The sequence below is a fragment of the Marinomonas rhizomae genome, from assembly GCF_003315485.1.
Lineage (GTDB): Bacteria > Pseudomonadota > Gammaproteobacteria > Pseudomonadales > Marinomonadaceae > Marinomonas > Marinomonas rhizomae.
The window spans coordinates 127,502-151,044 of record NZ_QNSE01000002.1 but is presented as its reverse complement, the minus strand read 5'-3'; the positions used below and the strand labels follow the sequence as shown (position 1 = coordinate 151,044).

Sequence of the window (23,543 nt, the reverse complement as noted above, 5' to 3'; positions counted from 1 at the left end):
CTGCCTTAGAGCACGATGTATGTCTGGCTCTTTGTTGAGTGTATTAATTCAAATGTCAAAATGAGTCGTCTGGTCAATCGAGCTTGCATATTTCTTGCTCGAATTAAGTAGAGCAAGTTTACCCATATAAGAACAATTATTTAACTTGAACTTGATAAATACTCGCAATTATTTTGGATGATCTTGTTGTGAGGATTTTTTTAATTGGTTAATGAGTGTTAAAAAGAAAGACACGCTTTCTTCGACTTTATATTTGAGCTTTAAAAAAAGCCCAACAAACTGTGTTTCATGTGAAACAACTTGCTGAGCTTTATGCAAAAAAGATCTACTTTTCAGTCGGTTATCAAAAAAAATCTGTGCCTAATATGTGGTTTTCTATTATTTGTCAGCTTTAAGCTTTTTGTAGAAGGCAATAATAGAAACCATCATGACCGTTTATATGTGGAAATAACTGTCGGCCATGGCTAACCGGAATCCCCCACTTAGCAGCCTCGTCGGGTGCTAATGAATTTAAAGCAACCTCTTTCGCATCGTCTTGATTTGCTAAGAAGTGTTGGACCTGTTGCTCATTTTCTTCCGGCATCAAAGAGCAAGTTGCGTACAGCATGAAACCGCCGGATTTCAATGTCGCCCAAACCTTATTAAGTATCTCTCGCTGAATGAAAACTAGGTCGTCAATGTCAGCGGGCTTTCGGTTGATCTTTATATCAGGGTTACGACGAATAACCCCCGTCGCAGTGCAAGGAACATCGAGTAAGATTTTATCGAAATGCTCGCCATCCCACCATGCCTCAAGATCGCTCGCATCCGCACAGATTAATTGCGCCGAATAGCCAAGACGCTTCAAGTTGGATTCGATTTTTTCCATGCGCCAAGGTTCTAATTCAACAGCGGTGAGTTCCATTGAGCTCAGCCCAGACAAATTGGCTTTTTCTAACAAATGGCCTGTTTTTCCTCCGGGGGCTGCGCAAGCATCTAATACTTTCTCGCCGTCTTTGGGTGATAGTATTTGTGCAGAGAGCTGAGCTGCTTCATCTTGAACACTAACAAACCCGTCATCAAAACCAGGTAACTCTGCGACACGCACCGCATTTCTGAGATATAGTGCAGAATCCGAAAATTCGCCATCTTCCGAATCTATACCCAAATCAGCCAGTTGTTCCTTATATGTTTCACGTGAAACCAGACTCTCGTTGATGCGAATACACATGGGCGGATGTGTGTTGCTGGCGTCGATAATATCTTCAAGATGATCTGGCCAATGTTTATTAAAGCGCTTCACCAACCATTTTGGCATATTGAATTCTACAGAAGGTTGAGCTTCAAGAGCCTCAACGATCTCGTCAGCTTCTCTTTGATAACGACGAAGCACTGCATTCATTAGCTTGGTCGCCCAGTCCTTTTTTAATAGACGACAAGCTTCTACCGTTTCGTTTACTGCTGCATGATCAGGTGTGTTCATATAGGTTAATTGATATAAACCTAAAAGTAATACGGCGTATAAATCTGTGTCCTTTTCTTCAAAAGGATGCGCCAATAGATGCAGTGCTATGCTGTTTAGTCTTGGATACTGACGACATACACCAAAGCATAATTCTTTAAGCATAGGAGTGTGTTCGCTAGCGACGTCCAGCTGGTGACGAGCCAATTGCGTACTAAGCGAGCCCTGCTGAAGCAAAATATTGGTTAGGACGTTAACGGCCACTTGGCGAGGACTTTGTTGCCCCGTACTTGTTCCAGAATGACTTATGTTGGATGAGGAGGCATTGTCATATTGGTTCATGCTGTTTGTTCACCCTTGTTTTCACTTTTATTAACGCCAAGACACTGACCAATTTCTAAAGCGGCTTTGTGTTTACCATTTAAGGCGTCTTGCACTTTCATGCGTTTACCGCCAGCAAATTGGATTTCAGTAATTAAAATAGACCCTTGCCCTGTTGCAACGATAACGCCCTCTTTACTCACGACCAAAATATCGCCTGGTGTGGAGGCTTCATCGCTGACACTGGCAATATGCGCCGCATGGATTTTCATCACACCTACAAGGCTGTTTGTGTAGGCTACAGGCCAAGGAGACAAGCCGCGAACCTGACGCTCGATCAATTCTGCTGAAGATCCCCAGTTCACCTCGCCTTCTTGCTTGGTTAATTTAGCGGCGTAGCAAGTAAGACTTTCGTCTTGTTGTTCTGCAACCAATGTGCCTGCTTTCTGTTTTTCTAGGGCTTCAATCAATGCGCTACCACCCAGAACCGCTAAGCGATCATGGAGCGTTGCTGAAGTATCTGTCGGTTTAATATCACAGTGCGCCTTTAACAGCATACCACCAGTGTCCAAGCCCACATCCATTTGCATAATAGTAATGCCGGTTTCACTGTCACCAGCAATCAATGAGCGATGAATTGGTGCCGCTCCACGCCAGCGAGGCAGCAAAGAGGCATGTACATTGATGCAACCAAGCTTGGGCGTATCTAAGACAATTTTCGGTAGAATAATGCCATACGCCGCGACAATCATAATATCCGCTTCTAAGGCTGCAAGCTGTGCCTTGTCTTCTTCTAGCTTGAAATTTAGCGGCTGATAAACGGGAATGTCGTTAGCAATAGCAAGTTGCTTAACTGGACTTTGAACCAGTTTCTGACCGCGCCCTGCTGGGCGATCTGGCTGAGTATAAACGCCGACGATGTCATATTGGTTTTCTGTTTTAGAATCTAAGACTGCTTGTAAGCTAGCCGCTGCGAATTCTGGTGTGCCAGCAAAAACGATACGAAGTGGTGAGGTTGGCATAAAGGTTCCTTAACAAAAAATCAGGCCAAAGCCTGATTTTATAATACGAATATCAATGTTCTTCGGGCTAAAAAGAGTGTCCTTCTTAACCTTGTTTTCGAGCTAGCTTGTGAGCTTTCTCTAACTTGCTCTTAATGCGATTACGTTTTAGAGGCGTCAAATAATCGACCATCAGTTTGCCATCCAGGTGATCAACTTCATGCTGAACACAAACAGCAAGAAGCTCGTCGACATCCATAGCAAATGGTTTACCGTTACGGTCTAATGCTTTCACTCGTACTTTAGCAGCACGATAAATGTGCTCGTAAAAGCCTGGTACAGACAAACAGCCTTCTTGGAATTCATTTGGCTCGTCGTCTAAAATTTCGAATTCTGGGTTAATAAAAACGATCGGCTCGTTACGTTCTTCAGAAAAATCCATTACGACAAGACGATGGTGATAATCCACTTGTGTCGCTGCTAAGCCCAAACCGTTCTCGTCATACATGGTATCAAGCATGTCGTCGATTTGAGTTTGTAGTTCATCAGTGAACTCGGTAATTGGCTTCGCAATTTTGCGTAAGCGTTTGTCTGGGTATTCAAGTACAGTTAAAACAGCCATGATCTTTTCCAACGATGTGTCTTTGTTCATGAGAGGAGACACTTTCTCCTACTCTTTTCATTATGTCTATTGTAACGCAAGTCTGCTCGTTGAGCAGTCTTCTCGTGGCGGTTTTTTGGCCAATATGATTGAATAGCCTCCATAGCCAAAGACTATTCGTTCTTGGCTTGATGTTTTAACTTGATATTTAAAGTAATCGTTTGGGTAAGGAATGCCCATGTTTAACTACTAAGGAAGCCGTTTATCATGCCTACCTCTAATGCCTCAGGCCTGTCGAAAACTGATTGGTTATGCTTAAGTTTCTTATCAGGTATTGGTCCATCCCGGCTCTCTCGCCTTTATACCTATCTAAGTCAACTTGATCATCATAGAGCCATGGATGATGCTGAAAGTTTGCCCTTATTTAATAATGACGAGCTAAACGCTCACCGCTCCCCAGAGACGATAACCTATGAACTATTGATCGCACTAAAATGGCCAGAGATTACCGCACGTCAGGCTATGGACTATTTTTCTAATGGTGTACTCACTAAAGATCAAGAAATCAAACGCGATGAATCGTTAATATGGTTGGAAGACGCTAACCATCACTTGGTGCTGCAAGAAGACGAGCATTATCCCAAAGCGCTAAAAGAAATCAGCGTTGCCCCCGCTTTTCTTTACGTGGAAGGCAATCCGGACGGGCTGGCGTTACCGAAAATTGGCATTGTTGGCGCGCGTAAGTGCTCGCGCTATGGAAGAGATGTCACCTTTCAATTCGCTGAGCAATTATCGGCTCGTGGCATCTGTGTGGTGAGCGGCGGTGCTATGGGAATTGATACCGCCGCTCATCAAGGCGCTTTGTATCATCAGATAACACCAACCATTGCAGTAATGGGCACGGGATTATTTCACCGTTATCCGCATCATAATCGTTCGATGTTTGAAGAAATCCTAGAAAAAGGCGGCGCATTAATAAGTGAATACCCACTATCAACCAGTCCTCGCCCTCATCTGTTTCCACCACGCAATCGCATCATCAGCGGTTTAAGTCTCGGAGTGCTGGTATCTGAGGCGTCGGTAAAAAGTGGCTCCTTGATCAGTGCCAGTTATGCCGTCCAACAAAATCGAGAGGTGTTTGCTTTGCCAGGTCGTTTGACTGACCCAAAATCAGAAGGTTGTCATCAGCTACTTCGACAAGGCGCAATTCTGGTTCGTCATGTGGACGACATATTAGCCGAGTGCTCTGAACTTCCTTCTGCTTCGATGGAAAAGCAATCGTCAGCGGATAAGAAGAATAAAAAAAGCGCATCTGAGAATAGAAATCTAACGACAAAAAGAGCCTCTACTCTAGCGATAAATCCGCTTCAGGCGGTTCCTGAATCTACATCGGATAACGCCAAAGCGGTTATTGTTATTATGGAGCAAGAAGCACAACCGATGGATTTTGATGCCTTGATTCGTCAAAGCCAAATGGACGCTGGATTGATGATGCAGGTATTAATGGAGCTGGAATTGTATGGTTGTGTAGAAAACCGAGAAGGTCTTTATTGTCGTTGTTGAATAGACGGTGCTGACCTTCTCTCTTTTAAAATACAATACGTGTTATTTATAGATATGGGTTAGTTGTCGCTAAAAATATCCTTCTTTAGCTGCTTAATATCACGGCGCTCTTTTTTATTCGGCTTGTGGTCGGACATAATTCGACCACCAAATGATTTATTTTCGAGAGCGCGCTTTTCTCGTTTTGCAATCGACTCTGGTGTTTCCTCATAAAGCAATTGTGCTTCAGGTGCCCCACGACGTTGACCACTGATGTCTTTGATTTCGACAACCTTTTCGTCCCAACCAAGGCGAATACCAATTAAGGCGCCTATTTCCACATTACGGCTGGCTTTGCCTTTGCTTCCGTTATAAGTCACCTTGCCACCATCGATGGCGTCCTTACAAAGTGAGCGAGTTTTATAAAAACGTGCGGCCCAAAGCCACTTATCTAAACGAACGGCTTGTGGTGCCGACTGCTTTTCTGGTTTACTCATAAAGAATGCGTTGATCCTATTCTGTTGTCATATTTGAGGCTGTTATGCAGGACGTAAGTAAACACCCAATTTTCCAAGCTCTTCAAAAAATAATACACGATGCCGCTGATGTGATCATGGATATTTATCAACGTGCCGATCTGGGTGTCGAGCAAAAATTGGACGATAGCCCAGTGACCGCTGCTGATTTTGCTGCACACAATGTGATTCTAGCAGGTTTGCAAGCACTGACACCCAATATTCCAGTTTTGTCGGAAGAAGGCGTGGTGGCGTTTGAAGAGCGCTCTAAATGGCCAATGTTATGGATCGTTGATCCACTTGATGGCACAAAAGAATTTATCAAGCGTAATGGCGAATTTAGCATTAATATTGCTCTGGTGGAAAATGGCGCCCCAATTCTTGGTGTGGTGTATTTACCGACCACAACCGAAGGCTACTTCGGAGTAAACAAAGCATGGCAAGATTTGCCAGTCGGTGCGTTTAAATGGCAAGGCGATGAATACGAAAGTATCAATGTGCGTGAGCCTCGAGAGCCTATCATTGCGATGACAAGTCGCAGCCACGGCCCTGCACTTCCAGCCTCGTTGAAGAACAAATTAAAACTGACTTACGAACAAGTGCGAGAATTACCAAAAGGCAGCTCAATTAAAGGCTGTCGAATTGCAGAAGGGATTGCGGACCTTCATCTGCGCCGAGGACCAACGAGTGAATGGGACACGGCAGCTCAGCAAGCTATCATTGAAGCCGCTGGCGGAATGCTCGTCACACCGGAGGGAAAGCCCTTTCGTTACAACCAAAGAGAAACCTTACTCAATGGTCACTTTTTTGTATCTGGTGCTGAACTCGCACCGTATGTAATGAACTGGTATCTAGAAAACGAGGAAGAGTAAATTTTACTCTTCCTCCCCTCCTTGGCCTAATGTAAACGTCTTATCTGATTGTTTCACGTGAAAAAATATCAGATCATAAACGCCGCTTATTGCGCCAAATAGCCAATGTGAAACCAATCACGTGATAAAACTCCGGTTATTTCTTTTGTATCTACTGTTTGTGAAGTCCAAAAAGTCCAGCGAGTTAGTAACCATTGCTCTGGATTCAAGCTACTAATACTGGCTACTAGTTTGTTATCGGTTCCAGTTAAGGTGTGTATGTCTGACGACTTTTCCTGCTCAATAATATCGGCAATCTTTGAGTCTCTAGATATAGGGATGATTTCTTTTTTAAGGTATTTCGCAGTCTTTAGGCTAGCTTTTTTTGAATAAGTAATAGGGATTCCATAACATATTTTAGGGCGTCCAAAGTCTTGTTCTAATTGATGGTACCCTTGATTGGCAAGAAAAGAGATCATGCCTTCATCATTTTCCCAAAGATAGAAAGGTGCGTACTGATTTTCTTTAGGAGAGTCGAGTTCGTTGTCGTTTCTAATCGAATACAAGTAACCTTTAAAGATAAGTTGAGGGAAGCCATTTAATTTATGGCCGTTTTCTGTAATCCGATTACGGATGGTTTCCATATCGTAATTGGCTGGTAAGGTGAAACTGTATTGCATTACAATCATGATTACTCTCCTCTCAAGGTAAGGTTGCCATTGCACCTTGGCTAAACGACCATTCTTCAGTTTGGTTGGTTGAAATAATAACCATAAGATCTGCTTGATTAAGACCGACAGAAGCTTGTAGTTTTGTTAATAGCGTTCGATAAAACGCTTCTTTGGTTTTTGTGTCTCTAGGCTTCCCTGCCGTAATTTCAAATAATAGCCAGTCCTCACTTCGAGCTTGGTTTACCGGACAAGCGTATTCTTTGTTATAAACGCGTTGCTCATTGGTCAGGCGATTTATTATCTGGAAACAGTCTTTTTGAGGCACTGCAAACGATTCAGTTAATGCCTCGTGAAGTGATTGAGAGACTTTTTTTACGTAGTCATCTGGCTTGTCTGCTGAAATATAAATGTGTGTGAATGGCATTACTTTCCCTCCTCTGTCTGTTTTTGCTGTTCTGTCTCAATATGTTTTTTTAAACTTTCGAGTCCTGATGCGGCACAAGGCCAGCCCGCATAAAAGGCTAAATGTGTTATGGCTTCTGCCAGTTCTTCTACACTCAAACCATTCTCGATGGCTTTTTTTAGGTGGAATGTTTGCTGCTCTGTGCGGTACATGGCGGTTAATGCAGCGACTGTAATTAAGCTTCGTTCTCTTGGGGTTAGTTGTGGTCTTTGCCATACCTGATTGAATAAAACTTCATCGGTTAATGAGGCAAATAAAGGGGCTATGTTGCCAAATACTTTTTCTGCGTCTGTGGATTTCATTGTTTCGTCTAGGTTCGATGATGAATTGCTCATGGGCTTCCCTCTTAATGAGTACATTAATTACTTTGATGCCTAAAAGAGTAAATTGATTAATAGGTTTAAAAAATCAAAATATATGGTATTCATAGTCCTGAAAAACAGGATAAATATGTTGGGAAATACTGATGCGTAAAGTGACGTTAGATTTAGAAGCACTACGAAGTTTTGTCTTAGGTGTTGAGTTAGGAAACTTTGCCGAAGCGGCTGAACGCCTAAACCGTTCAACTTCTGCTGTCAGTGCTCACTTAAAAAAATTAGAAATGCAGCTTGAGCAACCTATTCTCAAACGTTCTGGACGAAGCTTGGTGTTGCTTCCTGCAGGGGAAGAACTGCTTTCTTACGCTAAACGCTTGCTGGCTGTGAATGATGATGCTGTGATGGCACTACGACGACCTAAGGTATCGGGGATTGTTCGCATCGGATTGCAAGAAGACTTTGGCGAACGATTCTTGACCGATATGCTAGCGCAATTTAATCGGACAAATCCTGAGGTTGTTTTGGATGTTCAAGTCTCTCGTAACAGAAATTTGATGGAAAGATTTCAGCAAGGAAAGCTAGATTTGGTTTTATGTTGGAATAATACCGAAAGTGTTGTTACGAATACTGAAGTCATCGGGCAATTTCCAATGCAATGGATTGGTGTTCCAGAGACTTTTATCGATCAGCAGCTGCCATTGTCGCTGATATTATTTGAGAGCCCTTGTCTACTTCGTGAGGTAGCATTAAAAGCGTTAGACGAGTCAGAAATTCCTTGGCGGGTTGCTATGTCCAGTCATAGTTTATCGGGTGTGTGGTCTGCAACAGAAGCTGGCTTGGGGATTACAGTTCGTACCCCAGCAGGTTGCCCTGACTCATTAGCCGTTCTAGAAAAAGAATGGTTACCAAAATTACCCAATTTGGCACTTTGTCTTATACAAGTCGACGGATTAAATGCCGCAGCGCAGAACTTAAAAGAAACCGTGCTGGATGAGCTTAAACAAAATTTTCCTGATTGGGTTTATTAGTGTCTAACCCACTGTTGAGTCGGTTGACGATGCGTTCTTGGGCGCGTTTTAAAAAATCGCTTTGCAGCGGTTGCGTAAAAGACCGGGCGATGGCCACCGTTCCCACCAAAGAAACAACGGTTTCTTCTGCTAGCGCTTCTGCTTCTTGGCTGCCACGTTTTTTCAGAATCCCTGCCAGACGGTCAACCAGACTATCAAAACAGGCTTGATAGGCTTGGCGAACTTTTTCTTCTTTGTGTGCGGCATCTGTAACGAGAAATTCCAGTGGAGATGGGTGTTCTTTGTCGTTTCGACTCCAGCTTAGATAACGAGTAACCAGTGCTTTTAGATGTGTTTCATTGTTTTCGGTTTGCTTGTCATTACGCGCCCAAAAACCATTCGAAGTAGCGAATTGCATGGCCGCTTCGTACAGGCTGCTTTTAGCAGAAAAATGCGCATAAAACGCACCGTGTGTCATGTTGGCTTTTTTCATGATTTGATTCAGTGTGACGCGATCAAAGCCATGTGAGCAAAAGAGTTTTGCTGCTGCTTGTAATATTCGTTGTCTAGTTTGCTCTTTGTGTCTTGGCGTGTAAGACATAATTAACTAAACCTCCTCGTTGACTGACACTCTATACGATTATAAATCGGAATCTAAATATTATCTTGATCATATATAGACTCACTCTAGCATGGAGACTTTCTTTCTGCTGAAACTTAAGAGGGTTATTTCATGTCGCTTAAAGAACGTATTGTGATTACTGGTATGGGTTTGGTGTCACCGCTGGGTTTAGGCGTGGCTTCGGTTTGGGATAGGTTGATTCGCGGTGAATCTGGCATTCGCTCATTACCAACGACCTTATCGGAAGGGCTAAATACGCACATTGCGGGGCAAGTTCCTAGCCAGACAGAGCAAGAAAACGGTTTGAACGAATCTGACTACTTGTCTCCTAAGGATCGAAAACGCGTTGATCTATTTACCTTATTTGCCCTTGCTGCTGCCGAAGAGGCCTTAACTCAAGCCAACTGGCGACCAACCTCTGCGGAAGACCAGGAAGCAACAGCTACCATCATTGCAACGGGGATTGGCGGCTTGCCGACCATTACTCATGCACAATCTGTTTTAACGGAACAAGGTGCGCGACGCTTGTCGCCTTTTACGGTTCCTGCCTTTCTTGCCAACCTTGCGGCAGGTAACCTTTCGATTAAGTACGGCTTCAAAGGACCGATTGGTACACCAGTAACAGCTTGTGCAGCGGGTGTGCAAGCGATTGGCGATGCTATGCGTCTGTTGCGTACGGGGGAGGCTAAAGTGGCGCTGGCGGGTGGTACAGAAGCCTGTATTGATCCCTTGTCTCTGGCTGGCTTTGGTGCTTTGAAAGCGCTTTCTACGAGAAATGATGATCCCGAAAAAGCGTCTCGCCCTTTTGATAAAGATCGTGAAGGTTTTGTCATGGGCGAAGGTGCTGGCCTTGTTGTGCTCGAAACGCTTGAGCATGCTTTGGCTCGAGGTGCTACACCATTGGCGGAGATCGTTGGCTATGGCACCAGTGGTGATGCTTATCATCTGACATCGGGGCCAGAAAATGGCGAAGGTGCCGCTCGTGCGATGCAAATTGCTCTGACGATGGCGGGTATTTCGGCGAATCAAATTGGTTATGTGAATGCCCATGCAACGTCGACACCGGTTGGTGATCGTGGCGAAATTAATGCCTTACGTCGTGTGTTTGGTGAAAAAATCACAGACGTGGCGATCTCTTCTACTAAGTCCGCGACAGGTCATTTGCTGGGGGCTGCGGGTGGTGTGGAAACCATTTTCAGTGCTCAGGCGCTAATTTCAGGTATTTTGCCTCCGACGCTCAACCTTGAAAATCCAGAAGACAGCATGGCTGATTTGGATCTTATCCCATTGGTTTCACGTGAAAAAAGTGTTGAGTACGTATTATGTAATGGCTTTGGTTTTGGTGGCGTAAACGCAGCGATTATCTTGAAGCGTTATTAACTTATCGGCAAGCTTACACAAAAAAAGGCGACTCAATGTGTGTGAGTCGCCTTTTTCATTATTGTGTTGCTAAAAGGTATTGGTGTTAACCATCCATTAATTGGTTCGGTAACCAAGTAACTAGTTCCGGGAACATCATCACAATGACCAAGACAAAAAGTTTTAGCAGGACAAATGGTAGGATAGATTTGTAAATATCCAACATGGTAATGCCCGGAGGTGCTATGCCTTTTAGGTAGAACAAGGCAAAGCCATAAGGCGGTGTTTGTACGGCGATTTCAATATTTAAAATCATCAATATACCAAACCAAATTGGATCGTAGCCAAGGGATACAGCAATCGGTGTGAAGATAGGTGCACACATTAGGACGATGATGAATTCATCGATAATGAAGCCCAGCAACAACATGATCAATTGAAACAACATGATGACGACAATCGGTGGTAAACCCAAATCTTGGGTGAAGCCTGCGACCATGTTTTGCACGCCCATTAACAAATGGAAGTTACTGAACACAGACGCCCCGACGATAATCCACATTGCCACACTAACCAGCAGTGCTGCTTGCATGCCGGCTTTTTGCACCATGCGTGGCTTAAAACGTTTAAAGAAAATCGCTAAAACAATGGCGCCCACTACACCGATAGCGCCAGATTCTGTTGGCGTTGCGATTCCCATAATAATGCTGCCAAGCACCGCAACAATGAGTAGTAGAGATAACAAGCCATCACGAGCAGTTAAGAACTTCTCTTTTGGTGTTGGCAGTACTTCTGGTACGACATCCATTGGTGCGCGCTTAGGGTTTAACTTACAAGAAATCACCACGTAAGCGATTAGCAATACAATAGTGATCAGTGCTGGAATCAAAGCGCCAATAAACATGCGCCCTACTGAGTTTTGTGTAGACGATGCAAACATGATCATTGGGATGCTAGGTGGAATCAAAATCCCTAAGCCACCACCCGCCATGATAACGCCTAACGCAAGACGTTTGTCATAGCCGCGTTCCAACATCGGGCGTAGTGCGATACTGCCGGACGTCATGATGCCTGCACCGATAATGCCGACCATGGCACCGATCATAGAACACACCACAATTACGCTGATGGCCAATGAGCCACGCACACGGCCAATTAACATTTGGCTGGCGCTAAACATAGCATCGCCAATGCCTGAGCGAGTAAGCAATTGACCCATGTAAATATACAAGGGGATTGCCAACAAGATAAAACTAAAATGGGTAGATTCGAGCGTAGTCGGAATGACGTTGAATAAAGCATCGCCCCAAGTCATGTAGCCTATGCCCATCGCAATACCACCAAGCGCCAAACCCACTGGTGCACCCAAGGCAAACGAGGCTATGATGCAGGCGAATAAAATGCCCGTTAATAACTCAATACTAATCATGGTGCCGTTTCCTCTTGTTCGGTCGGTGCTGTTGGCAATAAGGGTTTGCCTGTAATTGCTTGGTATAAGGAATCAATCCAGTCGCTGGAAAGTTGCAAAATTAGCAGCACGCTAGCGATTGCCATCATTAGCCAGTAATGATGCACGTGAGGAGCCCATTCACTTTGACGTCGGTAATTAAACTCAAGCGCTTCTTCAAACTTACCTATGCTCATTTTGCAGACGATGACCATAAAGAACATGGCGAGAGCGAATGAAAATAGGTTAAATATGCTTTTCGTTCGAGCTGAGACTTTGTTGTAAAGGATATCGACATTGATGTGCGCACGTTGCTGTTGGGCATAAGCACCACCTAATGCGGCAATATAGCCAAAGATAAATAGCGAAGTGTCGTAAGCCCAGATGGTTGGGCTGTCTAAGATGTAACGAGAGAAAACCTCGAAAGCAACGACAAATGCTAATACCGGCATAAGATAGGAAACGGAATTCCCAATGAAAGCCACTAATGCGTGGACTCCAAGACAATAGCGCCTAATCGCAGTCATTATCATTGTTTTGTACCTGTTAGGATGGATCGGAAATTAAAACGGCCTTCTTAGAGAAGGCCGTTTTGGTTACTGCTGAGTCAATTATTTCTGTTCTTTACGTAGAACGTCAATCAACTCTTTGCTGTATTTGTCGGCAGCTGCGTACTCATCCCAAAGTTTAGAACCTGCATCTTTCCATGCTGCTTTGTCTGCTGCGCTTGGCTCAGGGCTCCACTGTAGACCTTTTGCTTCCATGTCAGCAACGGCTTCGGATTCCCAAAGCTTAGATTTCGTCATTTGCTCTTGAGCATGAACGGTTGTCGCCGCTTTAACAATGGCTTTCAAATCCGCTGGAAGTTTGTTCCAAGCGCTTTGATTGACGATAATAGGTAACACTTGTGCACCAGCCAAAGGCAGTGGGTACATGTACTTCGCTACTTCAACATGATTACCATCGCGGTGATCGATCATGTTAGAACCGATAGAGCCGTCGATTACGCCAGTTGAAAGACTTGTGTAGATCTCAGACCAAGCAAGAGAAACAGGAGAAGCGCCTAGGTTACGTAGGAACTTACCGTATGCGCCTGGCGCACGGATTTTCAAGCCTTCGAAGTCTTCAATAGAATTGATTGGCTCCTTAGTGATCACATAAACCGCTGGCTGAATGTAAGGGTCAAGCCAAACTAGCCCTTGCTCGCCATACGCTTTTTTAAGAATGGGGGCCCAGCCTTTCTGTTGGAACAAGGTCGTTAATTCACCAACATCGCTTGTACCACCAGGTAAACCAATCTCAACCAAGCCCGCTGGAAGTTCGCCTGCGTTCAAAGATTGGAAGGTCGCACCCATTGTAATTAGGCCTGTTTTCACGGCACCAAAAATACCAGAAGAACCAACACCTTCACCGTCATAAAGAACCTGCACTTTAATACGGCCATCAGACATAGTCTCAATGTTTTTTGCTAAATCTTCGTATACTGCGCCGAATGCAGAGCCACGGCTGTATAGGTTAGCGAAGCGCCAGTTGTAATCTGCAGCATGTGCAGAAGAAGCGACCGCGCCTAATCCAAGAGCTACCGCTAGAGAACTTACAGCTAATCGTTTTTTTACTTTTAGTATCGCTTTAATCATTGAGCTACCTCGAGAGCAAAAGTGCATAAAAAAGTCACGCCTTTGAAGTTGTGACACCTTGTATTTGATACTTTCAAAAAGCCGGAGAGCAATAAAGCTCGTAAAATCTATCTAAAGTTTTGTCGGTATCAAACAATCAAAAAAGCCAAAATCTGTTATAAATCATATAACTAACTGAAAAGGAATGCACAACAAAGAGGCTGAAAGCCCTTTTTTGGTGCAAAAAATAGATTAGCTAAATGCATCAATAGTGTGAATATTATTGATCTATGATGTTGAAAACGTGCGCTTTTTTTACTTTTTTAAAGTGGCCTGTCGAGCTCTTTAGCTGGAATTTATTGTCGCACCAAATTGGGGCTTTATGGTTTTCCATAAAAGCCCATTTGCTGGATATCTATCATTAAGCGATGTCAAAGCCTTGAATTTGGTCGGCTAATTCTTTGGTTTGGTCGTGAACATTTTTATTGGCTGTTTGGATAGATTGAGTTGCGGCGTGATTGTCTTTAATGTCATGAGCGACGATGTCCATGTCCTGTGCCATTTGCGCCGTCGTTAATGCAACCTCTTTTATCGCTTGAGTAATTTCCTGGGTATTGTTCATCGCTTCTAGAGTATTTTGCTCAACGAGATGAATAATCTTCACTGCATTCTCACCTTGTTCTTTACTGCGACCCACTTTCTTTAGGCTTAACGTCATGGCGTCAATCACTGCTTGTGTTTCTTTTTGAATACTTTCAACTTTTTCTGTAATACTGCCTGATGCCTTTACGGTTTGTTCCGAAAGTGTTTTAACTTCGTCTGCGACAACCGCAAAGCCTCGCCCAGCCTCTCCTGCGCGGGCAGCCTCGATGGCCGCGTTGAGTGCTAATAAACTCGTTTGCTCGGCGACACCAACAATTAATTCAATAACGACATCAATTTCTTTAGAAAGCGTACCAAGGCGATCCACGCGTTCATTGGTATCTTGAATGGTGTCCGCTACATCGCTAATACTGGTCATGGCATCACGCATGGCATTGACGCCGCTGGTTGCGGATTCATAAGCGACTTTTGCGGCACTCTGCACGTTTCGTGTCATCGATTGAACGGTGTCGGCGGTAGCGGATATCTCTTCTGTAGAAGCCGCTAAAGTATTGCTTCGATCACGAATGCGTTCACTGCCACTGACTATAGTTTGAATCCCACTGTCTAATTCATCGGCTGTTAGTACTAATTTTTTGTTGCTGTTGATTAAATGACTAATCAACAAACGTAAACTGTCGGACATTTGGTTTGATGCAATAAAGAGTTGTTGGAATTCATCTGAATTACTTGAACTTTGGTTTTGTTGACGGAAACGCAGTTTACCTTGCGCGACTTCTTTTAATATCGTTAATACGGCTTTTAGGTTTCTATTTAAAGAGCGGATCACCGTCGATAAAATTAGGCCGATGACTAGGGCAAGCAAAGCACACGCAATGACCAAAGAGCTGCGCGCTTGTTTGGCTGTTTCTAATGAGCGTATTTGTGCTTTGGCCAGCAAGGTATTTTGTAAGTAGTTAGCGCTCTTATCCATGGCTTGAGTGTACTGATTGCTTAACAGCGCAAGCTTGCTCTGCTGCTCTTTTAGGGTAACAGACAAGGTAATAACAGGAGCCAGTGCATCTTCATAGGTTTGAATCATCGGGCCGAATACATCACCAAAACCGACGTTATCGACATTATTTTTGAGTGCCTGAATGGCGGACTGTAAGGCCGCTTGGTGTTCAGCATCGCTGTAAGCAAGAAAGTCTTTTTCTTTTGCTCTTACTTCTTTAAAACTTGAAGCAAAACTGGCCAATGATTTGAGCTGTCCAGCCAAGGCTTGTGCGGATTGATTTAATTGACCCAGTGCACCTGTTTCGCCATCTAACCCAAGGGTAGTTAAGTTGTGTAAATTGTTTTCAAGCGCCGATAGATAATGCGGCTGTAAAACTTGGCTACTTTCCAGTAGAGCTTTACCTTTAGTATCGAGCAGATCCGCTCTGATAGGAAATCCAGCCGCGGTTTCGTTTTTTATCTTGATTAATGTCTTGCTAATAGTGTCGACATTGCTGGGAGAAATAGTGTTCATTTCACGTTCAAACTTTAGTAAAGCAATTTCAATGTCTTTCACTTCGCTGGTCAATCGACTTAACTCGCTGGCCTCGTCAAAGGCTCCAGACATTTGCGACAAGTTGTAAATGGAATAGGCACCAAACCCTGCGTACCCAATACAGACTAAAACAACAATAGCAATCAGCTTTTGACGAACGGATAATGCGATGGACATATAACCTCCTGTAGACCTCTTTTTGAAAAGAAGAGTAAGCAATCAAGACAACAAAAAAGGCCTGTTTATCACGTAAGACAAACAGGCCAAAAAAACGAGCTGGAAGAATGAAATAAAAGGCCAGAATTCGACGCTTTATTTCAGGGTTTAACCAAGCGGATACGAATCATCCTGAATGCATAAAACGTCATCATGAAGACATTTTTTCTGCGGTAACCGACGTCTCTTACCTTAAAGAAGCCGAAAGGGGGATGAAAGTCGTATAAATCAATGTAAAGTTAGAGAATCAACGAACTAAATTGCGACTATCATTTATTATGTGTGACCTGTGCTCGTCGTATTATAGTCATACCGTGTATCGAGCTTTTGCACAGGCTAGAAGAATAAAATGTATGTTAGTACACATGGGGAAAGGCGATGAGTGTTAAAAACTATTCACTGGGGCAAGTCGGTGATTATGAGATCAAACAGTTAAAAGTTTTTAAAACCGTCGTAGACTGCGGTGGGTTTTCGGCAGCAGAAACTTCTCTTAACATTGGTCGATCGACTATTAGTCTGCATATTTCTAATCTAGAAGCGCGTTTGAATCTTGTCTTATGCAAGCGTGGTCGTGGTGGTTTTTCTTTGACTGAGGAAGGCGTCATTATTTATAAAATGACCGAGAACTTACTCGAATCATTAGATGCCTTTCGAACCACTGTAAACAACCTGAATGCCAGCTTGACCGGTAAATTACGTCTTGCGCTTTCTGATAAAGTTAGCCTTGACCCACGCAGTCACTTTCCAGAACTTATTCAGCGCTTTTCTACGGAAGCGCCAGAAGTGTTGATTACAACAAACGTGTCTTCAATGTCTAATATTGAGCGTATGATTTTGAATGACGAGGCCGACATTGGCTTTATTCCTTATCATCGCCAACTTGATGGCTTGGACTATGTTCATCTCTACAGTGATGATTGCTTTTTGTATTGTGGTAAAAACCACCCTCTTGCGTCTATGACGGAAAAAGATCAGGCCGCACAAGCGGATGTTTACCCCGCTACTCATGCCGGCTTGAAACCACATGAAGCCGTCAGTCATCAAATCTCTCACATGAACTTAACGGCCATTTCTTACTTTTATGACAGTCGATTGGCGCTGATATTGTCAGGGCAATATATTGGTTTTTTACCCGAACAATATGCCCGAGCGTACATAGAAAAAGGAGACATTGTTGCCGTCGCGCCAAATCAGCGCTCTTATACATTAGGCGTCGCGGTGATTTGTAAGAAAACCACCCAGCCGAATAAGCCCCGTGAACTCTTCTTAAAAGTGTTACATCAGACGGTAGAAGAGCTCATTTCTGCGCCTTATTAAGGCATTAGTGGCTGGTGTGTGGTTGGGCAAAAAGGTAGCCATCAAAATCTGGAGCATCAGTATCCGAGAGCTTAAACAAGGTTTGCTTAACGTTTTCTAAATGCTGCCACATCGCTTGTCTTGCCCCTTCTGCGTTGCGTTTACGCAGTTGAACTAGCACCTTTTTGTGATCTTCTAACCATTGGTCATGGTAAGAGGTGTCCTGTATACGGGCATGAAGTTTTTTCCACATAGGATTGCCGTCGCGCATGTCCCATAAGCGTGTTGCTGTATCCAGAAGCACAGTATTTTGTGTGGACTGCGCTATGAGTAAATGGAAGTCTCTGTCTGCATTGTTGGCTTTCTCTACCGTTTCTAATTCTGCACTTTCTATTTCCAGCAGGTCTTGCAATGTTTGTAATTCTTGCTTTGTAATGACCAGTGCTGCACAGGCTGCTATTGAGCTTTCTATTTCTTGGCGAGCTTGTAAGAGTTCAAATGGGCCCACATCCGACACCTTGCTATTTGCCTTTAAAGAAAGGTGGTTTTTTAAATAACTGCCAGAACCTTTTCGAACTTCGATCAACTCTTCGATTTCCAGCATGATAAATGCTTCTCTGACCAAGGTTCTGCTGACGCCAAAGAGTTCCGCGTAAACGCGCTCCGTTGGCAGTTTGTCGCCAACTTTTATGTTTGATTTTGCAATCTCTTGTTTAATGCTTTCGCCAATTTCTCTGTAGAGTCGTTCTGCCATAGGAGGATTCTTAGTGATTCTTTTCCAATTATTTGGTATGCCATTTTTACGTAACTTGTGTAAGAAGTCGATATTTTAATCAGGTTATGCGAAGAATTAATTTTATTGGTATGCCAATAATCATTTTATACTTGTTTAAATCTCCATATTCGGTTATTTTGGTCGAATTATAGAAAATTTGGTATGCCAAAAAAATAATTAGGTACCTATATTCATGAAAATTCGATCCGCAAAAGTAATCGTGACTTGCCCTGGCCGCAATCTCGTTACGTTAAAAATAGAAACCGACGAAGGGATTTACGGCATTGGTGATGCAACGCTTAATGGTCGTGAAAAATCCGTCGTTGCTTACCTTGAAGATCATGTTATTCCTACCCTGATAGGTAAAGATCCTCAGCGAATAGAAGATATTTGGCAGTATTTATATCGTGGTGCTTATTGGCGTCGAGGCCCTGTTGGCATGACGGCTATTGCCGCTGTCGATGTTGCTTTGTGGGATATAAAAGCCAAATTAGCGGGCATGCCTTTGTACCAATTGCTCGGCGGAAAAAGTCGTGAAAAAGTGATGGTCTATGGACATGCGACAGGGTTAGATATTGATTCCTGCCTAGAAGAAGTTCGCAAGCATGTTGAACTAGGTTATAAAGCCGTTCGCGTGCAATGTGGCATACCTGGCATACCAACTACTTATGGTGTTTCCAAAGAAGCCGGTAAACCTTATGAGCCTGCGGATTCTACTTTACCTGCTGAGCATGTTTGGTCGACGGAAAAATACCTTAACCATGTACCTGAACTCTTTGCCGCAGTTCGCAAGGAATTTGGTGAAGAGCTACATATTCTGCATGATGTGCATCACCGCCTCACGCCTATTCAAGCGGCGCGTTTAGGTAAAGAAGTTGAGAAATTCCATTTATTCTGGTTAGAAGATTGTACGCCTGTTGAGAATCAGTCTTCTTATCAATTAATTCGTCAACATACGACGACGCCTCTAGCGATTGGCGAGGTGTTCAATAGCTTGTCCGATTGCCAAGAGTTGATTCAAAATCAGCTTATCGATTATATCCGAGCAACCATTACCCATGCTGGTGGCATTACCAATGTTCGCCGTATTGCTGATTTCGCTTCTATCTACCATGTCAAAACAGGCTTTCATGGTGCGACGGACCTTTCCCCTGTTTGTATGGGCGCTGCGCTGCATTTCGATACTTGGGTGCCTAACTTTGGCATTCAAGAGCACATGCCTCATACCAGGGAAACCGATTTAGTTTTTCCTCATGCTTATGAATTTAAAGATGGCTTTTTCACGCCTGGCGATGTTCCTGGTCATGGTGTCGATATAGATGAAGAACTTGCCGCGAAATACCCTTATAAACCTGCTTATCTTCCGGTCAATCGCCTAGAAGATGGCACCTTGTGGAATTGGTAGAAAATTATGAAAGCGTTCCAAGTTGCGAATGTCAATAACTATGCTCTGATTGATACCAAGCAGCCTATCGCAGAGGCTGGAGAAGTATTGATTAAAACCTCTTTTGCCGGAATTTGCGGATCGGATCTGCATATTATTCACGGACAAAACCCTTTTGTTCAGTTTCCTCGAATTACGGGGCATGAGTTTTCTGGGGTTGTCGCTGCCGTTGGCGAAGGTGTCAGCCACGTGAAAATCGGCGATAAAGTCTGTGTTGATCCCGTTATTAGCTGTGGTGAATGTTATGCCTGCCGTGCTGGTCGTTTTAACGTTTGTGCGAATCTACAAGTGTTTGGCGTTCACCGTAATGGCGGCTTTGGAGAATTCACCAGCGCACCTGCAAGTAATGTCTTGGTACTTCCTGACAATGTCACGCTTGAGCAAGCAGCCTTAGTCGAGCCTTATTCTATTGCTACGAATGTGTTGTCTCGAATGGAGCCAATTCCCGGCGATAGTTTGCTGGTTTACGGTGCCGGTGTCATTGGTTTGACCATAGTGCAAGTGGCGAAAGCCATGGGAATCGAGCGCATTATTGTCACCGATATTGTTGATGAGCGCCTTGAAACCGCAAAATCCCTTGGTGCAACGGATGTGATTAACAGTCGAACTCATAAAGTAGAAGACTGTATCCAAGAGTGGACAAATGGTGAAGGTGTACCTTTGATTGCTGACGCGGCTTGCATCCCCGCTCTTTTGCCTGAAATTCTACGAATGGCTTGCCCTGCAGGACGTATTGGTTTGTTGGGCTTTAGTTCAACACCAAGTGACTTGGCTCAAATTGAAGTGATTAAAAAAGAACTGACGATTGTGGGCTCGCGCCTTAATAATCGTCGTTTTCCACAAGTGCTTGAAATGATTGCATCAGGTCGTTTGGATCCTTTGGCATTAATTAGTCATCGGATTGCTTTAAACGACATTGGCGATGGTATTCAGCTAATGGAAAACCACCCTGAGCTTACTCGTAAAGTGCTTGTTGAAATGAGTAAGTAATTGATAACCCTAGAGCATAAATCTAATAATAAAAACGGAGTTCCTCATGATTAAACCAATGTTAAAAGTCGCCGTCATGTCATCAATCTTGTTGGCTGGGCTTTCTCAAGCTGCTGATGTTACGTTGAAATTTGGCTATCCAGCAAATGAAGACAATATCTGGCATAAAGCGGCGTTGAAATTCAAAGAAGTCGCAGAAACAAAATCGAATGGCCGTATTGACGTTAAGCTTTACCCTAACGAACAGTTAGGCAAAGAAATGGATGTTATTAATAGCATTCAGCTTGGTACTGCTGATATGACTATTACAGGTGAATCACTACAGAACTGGGCACCAAAAGCAGCCTTGATGGCAGTTCCTTATGCTTTTACCAGCTCTGAACAACTCACAAAAGCGGTAAATGGCGAAGTGGGTAAAGAAATCAGTGAACAGATTTCTGAACGTACAGGACTAAAACCGATTGCTTGGTTTGAACGTGGTCCTCGTCATTTAACCTCTAACCGTAAAATTCAATCACCAAGTGACTTAGATGGCTTGAAATTGCGTGTTCCTAACGTCCCTCTGTTTGTGAAAACATGGCAAGCGCTAGGGGCTAAACCAATCCCTATGGCGTTTAGCGAGGTGTTTACTGCTTTGCAACAGCATACGATTGATGGACAAGAAAACCCGCTTAGCTTGATCAATAGTGCGAGTTTCTATGAAGTTCAAAAGTATGTGAACTTAACAGGCCACGTTCGTAGTTGGATCTATGTGGTGATTGGTCAAGGTAAGCTCAATAGTATGCCTGCCGATTTACGTGACATCGTATTAGAGGCTGGTCAGCAAATGCAAAGCTATGAACATGGCATGTTTGCAGCGGATGAAGCGAAATTGCGCTCTACTCTAGAAGCTCGTGGAATGGAATTTGTACAGCCAGATCTTGCTGCTTTTAAAGCGGCGGCACAAAAGGCAGTGCAAGAAGCATTAACGCCTGAGCAGCTTGAGCTTTATAAAAAGATCTAAATTTCCATAGGCAAACCTACATCCGTTTAAGACCGGACCGCCTATTTTCGTTTATATAGCGAAAATAGGCCTCTTTGGAGAGGAATACGATGAGTAGCTCATCTCAAACCAATAGCCCAAGAGATTTTGTGAGTAAGCTGGAAAAGAGTATCCAGTGGTTACTATACATTATTGATTGGGTATTTTCTGTATTGGCTGTGTCGGCACTATTAGCGATTGCTGCCGTGGTCATCTTGCAAGTTGTCTCTCGCTTCCTGCTGCCCAGCTCCCCTATTTGGACAGAAGAGCTGTCTCGCTATTTATTTGTTTATCTTATTGTTATGGGCTCTGGATTGGTGATTCGACATAACCGTCATGTGCGTTTGGAGTTGTTTCAAGGCGCCTTGAATCGGTTTTGGACAAAATTTTATCAGATTTTTTGTCACCTTTTAGCTGGTAGTTTTGCTATTTATATCCTGCCTTACGCTATCAAATACGCTCAAATAGGACGTTGGCAGACCTCTCCAGCTTTAGAGGTTCCTATGTACTGGGCATTCCTATCAGTGACTTTTTTCTTCGCGTTAACGGCCTTTTATAGCTTTATGAGTGTGTTGCTTGTTCTGCTCGAACGTGATGACCAAGGAGTAGCTTCATAATGGAAGTCATTTTACTGTTTCTCGTATTCTTTCTGCTGTTGTTTGTTGGCGTGCCTATTGTGTTTTGCTTAGGCATCGCCTCGCTTACTTATTTAACGATGGCGGGTATTCCGCTAACCATTGTGCCTCAGCGCTTGTACGCTGGCATGGATTCCTTTGTTTTACTCTGTATCCCCGGCTTTATTTTGGCGGGGAATTTAATGAATGTCGGCAATATTACTGATTATATTATTCGTTTCAGTAATGCCTTGTTAGGCCATATTCGTGGTGGTCTCGGACTGGCGAATGTTGGCGGCTCAATGATCTTTGGCGGTATTTCCGGTACCGCTGTGGCGGACACAGCGAGCATTGGTGCTGTGATGATTCCTGGGATGGCTCGAAGTGGTTACGACAAACCCTTTGCTGCGGCAGTGACTGCGGCGTCATCAACTATTGGCCCTATTATTCCACCTAGTGTGCCGATGATTATTGTTGGTTCTTTAAGTGGTATTTCCGTTGGCAAGATGTTCTTAGCCGGTGTTGTGCCTGGCATTATGCTAGGGCTGGCGATGATGGTAACGGCGTATATTATTGCGGTGAAACGCCAATACCCTCGTGAAAAACGTGCAACGCTAAAAGAAATCTATATCGTTGGTAAAGGTGCGTTTTGGGCATTGTTAATGACCTTTATTATCCTGTACGGGATTATTGGCGGACTATTCACGCCAACCGAAGCGTCTATTATGGCAAGTCTATACGCTTTTGTGGTCGGGATGTTTGTGTATAAAGGTCTGACCTGGAAGAACTTACCCAAACTACTAGTAGATACCGTGCTGAGTTCAACGAGTTTGTTATTGTTGGTGGGCATGGCGAACTTATTTGGCTGGATTCTTACGAGCGAACAGATTCCACAGATGTTGGCTGGTGCGATTTTTAGCATTAGTGAAAATCCGCTGGTGGTAATTTTAATCATCAATATTGTGCTATTGGTTGTGGGTGGTTTTATGGAAACCATCGCGGCACTGATTATTCTTTTTCCAACCTTGCTAAAAGTGGCAGAAGGTATAGGCATGGACCCAATTCATTTTGGTGTGATGGCGGTACTTAACCTGATTATTGGCTTAACAACACCGCCTGTTGGCGTGTGTTTATTTGTCGCTGCAGGCATCAGTGAGTTACCAATGACTACCATTGTAAAAGCAATTTGGCCTTTCCTAATCTGTAACCTTGTTGTGCTTTTACTGGTTTCTTATGTCCCTGCTATTTCATTGTGGCTGCCTTCGTTGCTGGGTTAATG

Annotated in this window: 23 protein-coding genes; 10 read left to right on the top strand and 13 right to left on the bottom strand. The window is 43.7% G+C overall.

Annotated elements, in window-relative coordinates:
* Nucleotides 1-391 precede the first annotated feature (391 nt).
* The 3 genes from rsmB to def form a co-directional block, all read right to left on the bottom strand.
* On the bottom strand, nucleotides 392-1,783 hold the full coding sequence (rsmB, locus tag DFP80_RS02600; protein ID WP_113915259.1) for a 16S rRNA (cytosine(967)-C(5))-methyltransferase RsmB: 1,392 nt from the start codon (nucleotides 1,781-1,783) through the stop codon (nucleotides 392-394).
* Complete coding sequence (fmt, locus tag DFP80_RS02595; RefSeq protein ID WP_113915258.1) at nucleotides 1,780-2,784, bottom strand: methionyl-tRNA formyltransferase; 1,005 nt, start codon at nucleotides 2,782-2,784, stop codon at nucleotides 1,780-1,782. The genes rsmB and fmt overlap by 4 nt, the downstream gene beginning before the upstream one ends.
* 85 nt (nucleotides 2,785-2,869) lie before the next feature.
* Nucleotides 2,870-3,385 (bottom strand): peptide deformylase, encoded by a 516-nt coding sequence (def, locus tag DFP80_RS02590; protein ID WP_113915444.1) that lies wholly within the window; start codon nucleotides 3,383-3,385, stop codon nucleotides 2,870-2,872.
* Nucleotides 3,386-3,631: 246 nt separating this feature from the next.
* Between def and dprA the strand changes: the two genes are divergently transcribed.
* Nucleotides 3,632-4,927 (top strand): DNA-processing protein DprA, encoded by a 1,296-nt coding sequence (gene dprA / locus DFP80_RS02585; RefSeq protein ID WP_113915257.1) that lies wholly within the window; start codon nucleotides 3,632-3,634, stop codon nucleotides 4,925-4,927.
* A 59-nt stretch (nucleotides 4,928-4,986) separates the two neighbouring features.
* Here dprA and DFP80_RS02580 read toward each other — a convergent pair whose 3' ends face one another.
* Nucleotides 4,987-5,403 carry an RNA-binding S4 domain-containing protein gene (locus tag DFP80_RS02580; RefSeq protein WP_113915256.1) on the bottom strand — a complete coding sequence of 139 codons (417 nt, stop codon included), beginning with the start codon at nucleotides 5,401-5,403 and terminating at the stop codon, nucleotides 4,987-4,989.
* Nucleotides 5,404-5,447: 44 nt separating this feature from the next.
* On the opposite strand from DFP80_RS02580, the gene cysQ reads away from it, so the two are divergent.
* Complete coding sequence (cysQ, locus tag DFP80_RS02575) at nucleotides 5,448-6,293, top strand: 3'(2'),5'-bisphosphate nucleotidase CysQ (protein WP_113915255.1); 846 nt, start codon at nucleotides 5,448-5,450, stop codon at nucleotides 6,291-6,293.
* Between the two features lie 86 nt (nucleotides 6,294-6,379).
* Here the strand turns inward: cysQ and DFP80_RS02570 are convergent, their stop codons facing one another.
* The 3 genes from DFP80_RS02570 to DFP80_RS02560 are packed head-to-tail and all read right to left on the bottom strand — an operon-like array spanning nucleotide 6,380 to nucleotide 7,741.
* Nucleotides 6,380-6,961 carry a DUF4865 family protein gene (locus DFP80_RS02570; protein WP_113915254.1) on the bottom strand — a complete coding sequence of 194 codons (582 nt, stop codon included), beginning with the start codon at nucleotides 6,959-6,961 and terminating at the stop codon, nucleotides 6,380-6,382.
* 13 nt (nucleotides 6,962-6,974) lie between these two features.
* Nucleotides 6,975-7,367, bottom strand: coding sequence for a tautomerase family protein (locus tag DFP80_RS02565; RefSeq protein WP_113915253.1), 393 nt, complete (start codon nucleotides 7,365-7,367; stop codon nucleotides 6,975-6,977).
* Complete coding sequence (locus DFP80_RS02560) at nucleotides 7,367-7,741, bottom strand: carboxymuconolactone decarboxylase family protein (RefSeq protein ID WP_241560166.1); 375 nt, start codon at nucleotides 7,739-7,741, stop codon at nucleotides 7,367-7,369. The genes DFP80_RS02565 and DFP80_RS02560 overlap by 1 nt, the downstream gene beginning before the upstream one ends.
* A gap of 131 nt (nucleotides 7,742-7,872) precedes the next feature.
* On the opposite strand from DFP80_RS02560, the gene DFP80_RS02555 reads away from it, so the two are divergent.
* Entirely contained in the window at nucleotides 7,873-8,751 is an 879-nt protein-coding gene (locus DFP80_RS02555; protein ID WP_113915252.1) for a LysR substrate-binding domain-containing protein, read from the top strand.
* On the opposite strand, the gene DFP80_RS02550 is transcribed toward DFP80_RS02555, so the two are convergent.
* Nucleotides 8,720-9,331 (bottom strand): TetR/AcrR family transcriptional regulator, encoded by a 612-nt coding sequence (locus tag DFP80_RS02550; RefSeq protein WP_113915251.1) that lies wholly within the window; start codon nucleotides 9,329-9,331, stop codon nucleotides 8,720-8,722. The two genes, DFP80_RS02555 and DFP80_RS02550, sit on opposite strands and share 32 nt — an antisense overlap.
* A gap of 132 nt (nucleotides 9,332-9,463) precedes the next feature.
* On the opposite strand from DFP80_RS02550, the gene fabF reads away from it, so the two are divergent.
* A complete protein-coding gene (gene fabF, locus DFP80_RS02545) occupies nucleotides 9,464-10,732 on the top strand; it encodes a beta-ketoacyl-ACP synthase II (protein ID WP_113915250.1) in 1,269 nt (422 codons plus the stop codon).
* 85 nt (nucleotides 10,733-10,817) lie between these two features.
* Here the strand turns inward: fabF and DFP80_RS02540 are convergent, their stop codons facing one another.
* From DFP80_RS02540 to DFP80_RS02525, 4 genes are all read right to left on the bottom strand, one after another.
* Nucleotides 10,818-12,140 carry a TRAP transporter large permease gene (locus tag DFP80_RS02540; RefSeq protein WP_206610541.1) on the bottom strand — a complete coding sequence of 441 codons (1,323 nt, stop codon included), beginning with the start codon at nucleotides 12,138-12,140 and terminating at the stop codon, nucleotides 10,818-10,820.
* Complete coding sequence (locus DFP80_RS02535; RefSeq protein WP_113915249.1) at nucleotides 12,137-12,691, bottom strand: TRAP transporter small permease subunit; 555 nt, start codon at nucleotides 12,689-12,691, stop codon at nucleotides 12,137-12,139. The genes DFP80_RS02540 and DFP80_RS02535 overlap by 4 nt, the downstream gene beginning before the upstream one ends.
* Before the next feature lie 78 nt (nucleotides 12,692-12,769).
* Nucleotides 12,770-13,795: a TRAP transporter substrate-binding protein gene (locus tag DFP80_RS02530; RefSeq protein ID WP_175020577.1), complete on the bottom strand. Its 1,026-nt coding sequence runs from the start codon at nucleotides 13,793-13,795 to the stop codon at nucleotides 12,770-12,772.
* Nucleotides 13,796-14,195: 400 nt separating this feature from the next.
* Entirely contained in the window at nucleotides 14,196-16,085 is a 1,890-nt protein-coding gene (locus DFP80_RS02525; RefSeq protein WP_113915248.1) for a methyl-accepting chemotaxis protein, read from the bottom strand.
* Between the two features lie 417 nt (nucleotides 16,086-16,502).
* Here DFP80_RS02525 and DFP80_RS02520 point away from each other — a divergent pair, with 417 nt between their 5' ends.
* A complete protein-coding gene (locus DFP80_RS02520; protein WP_113915247.1) occupies nucleotides 16,503-17,441 on the top strand; it encodes a LysR family transcriptional regulator in 939 nt (312 codons plus the stop codon).
* A 4-nt stretch (nucleotides 17,442-17,445) separates the two neighbouring features.
* Here DFP80_RS02520 and DFP80_RS02515 read toward each other — a convergent pair whose 3' ends face one another.
* Nucleotides 17,446-18,174, bottom strand: a complete 729-nt coding sequence (locus DFP80_RS02515) for an FCD domain-containing protein (protein WP_113915246.1) — start codon at nucleotides 18,172-18,174, stop codon at nucleotides 17,446-17,448.
* Nucleotides 18,175-18,388: 214 nt separating this feature from the next.
* On the opposite strand from DFP80_RS02515, the gene manD reads away from it, so the two are divergent.
* From manD to DFP80_RS02490, 5 genes are all read left to right on the top strand, one after another.
* Nucleotides 18,389-19,600 (top strand): D-mannonate dehydratase ManD, encoded by a 1,212-nt coding sequence (gene manD, locus DFP80_RS02510; RefSeq protein WP_113915245.1) that lies wholly within the window; start codon nucleotides 18,389-18,391, stop codon nucleotides 19,598-19,600.
* Between the two features lie 6 nt (nucleotides 19,601-19,606).
* Complete coding sequence (locus DFP80_RS02505) at nucleotides 19,607-20,629, top strand: Zn-dependent oxidoreductase (protein WP_113915244.1); 1,023 nt, start codon at nucleotides 19,607-19,609, stop codon at nucleotides 20,627-20,629.
* 46 nt (nucleotides 20,630-20,675) lie between these two features.
* Nucleotides 20,676-21,632, top strand: coding sequence for a TRAP transporter substrate-binding protein (locus tag DFP80_RS02500; RefSeq protein ID WP_113915243.1), 957 nt, complete (start codon nucleotides 20,676-20,678; stop codon nucleotides 21,630-21,632).
* A gap of 89 nt (nucleotides 21,633-21,721) precedes the next feature.
* Nucleotides 21,722-22,267 (top strand): TRAP transporter small permease, encoded by a 546-nt coding sequence (locus DFP80_RS02495; RefSeq protein ID WP_113915242.1) that lies wholly within the window; start codon nucleotides 21,722-21,724, stop codon nucleotides 22,265-22,267.
* The gene (locus tag DFP80_RS02490; RefSeq protein WP_113915241.1) at nucleotides 22,267-23,541 is read left to right on the top strand and encodes a TRAP transporter large permease; all 1,275 of its coding nucleotides are present in this window, start codon (nucleotides 22,267-22,269) and stop codon (nucleotides 23,539-23,541) included. Before DFP80_RS02495 ends, DFP80_RS02490 begins: the two co-directional genes overlap by 1 nt.
* Nucleotides 23,542-23,543 lie beyond the last annotated feature (2 nt).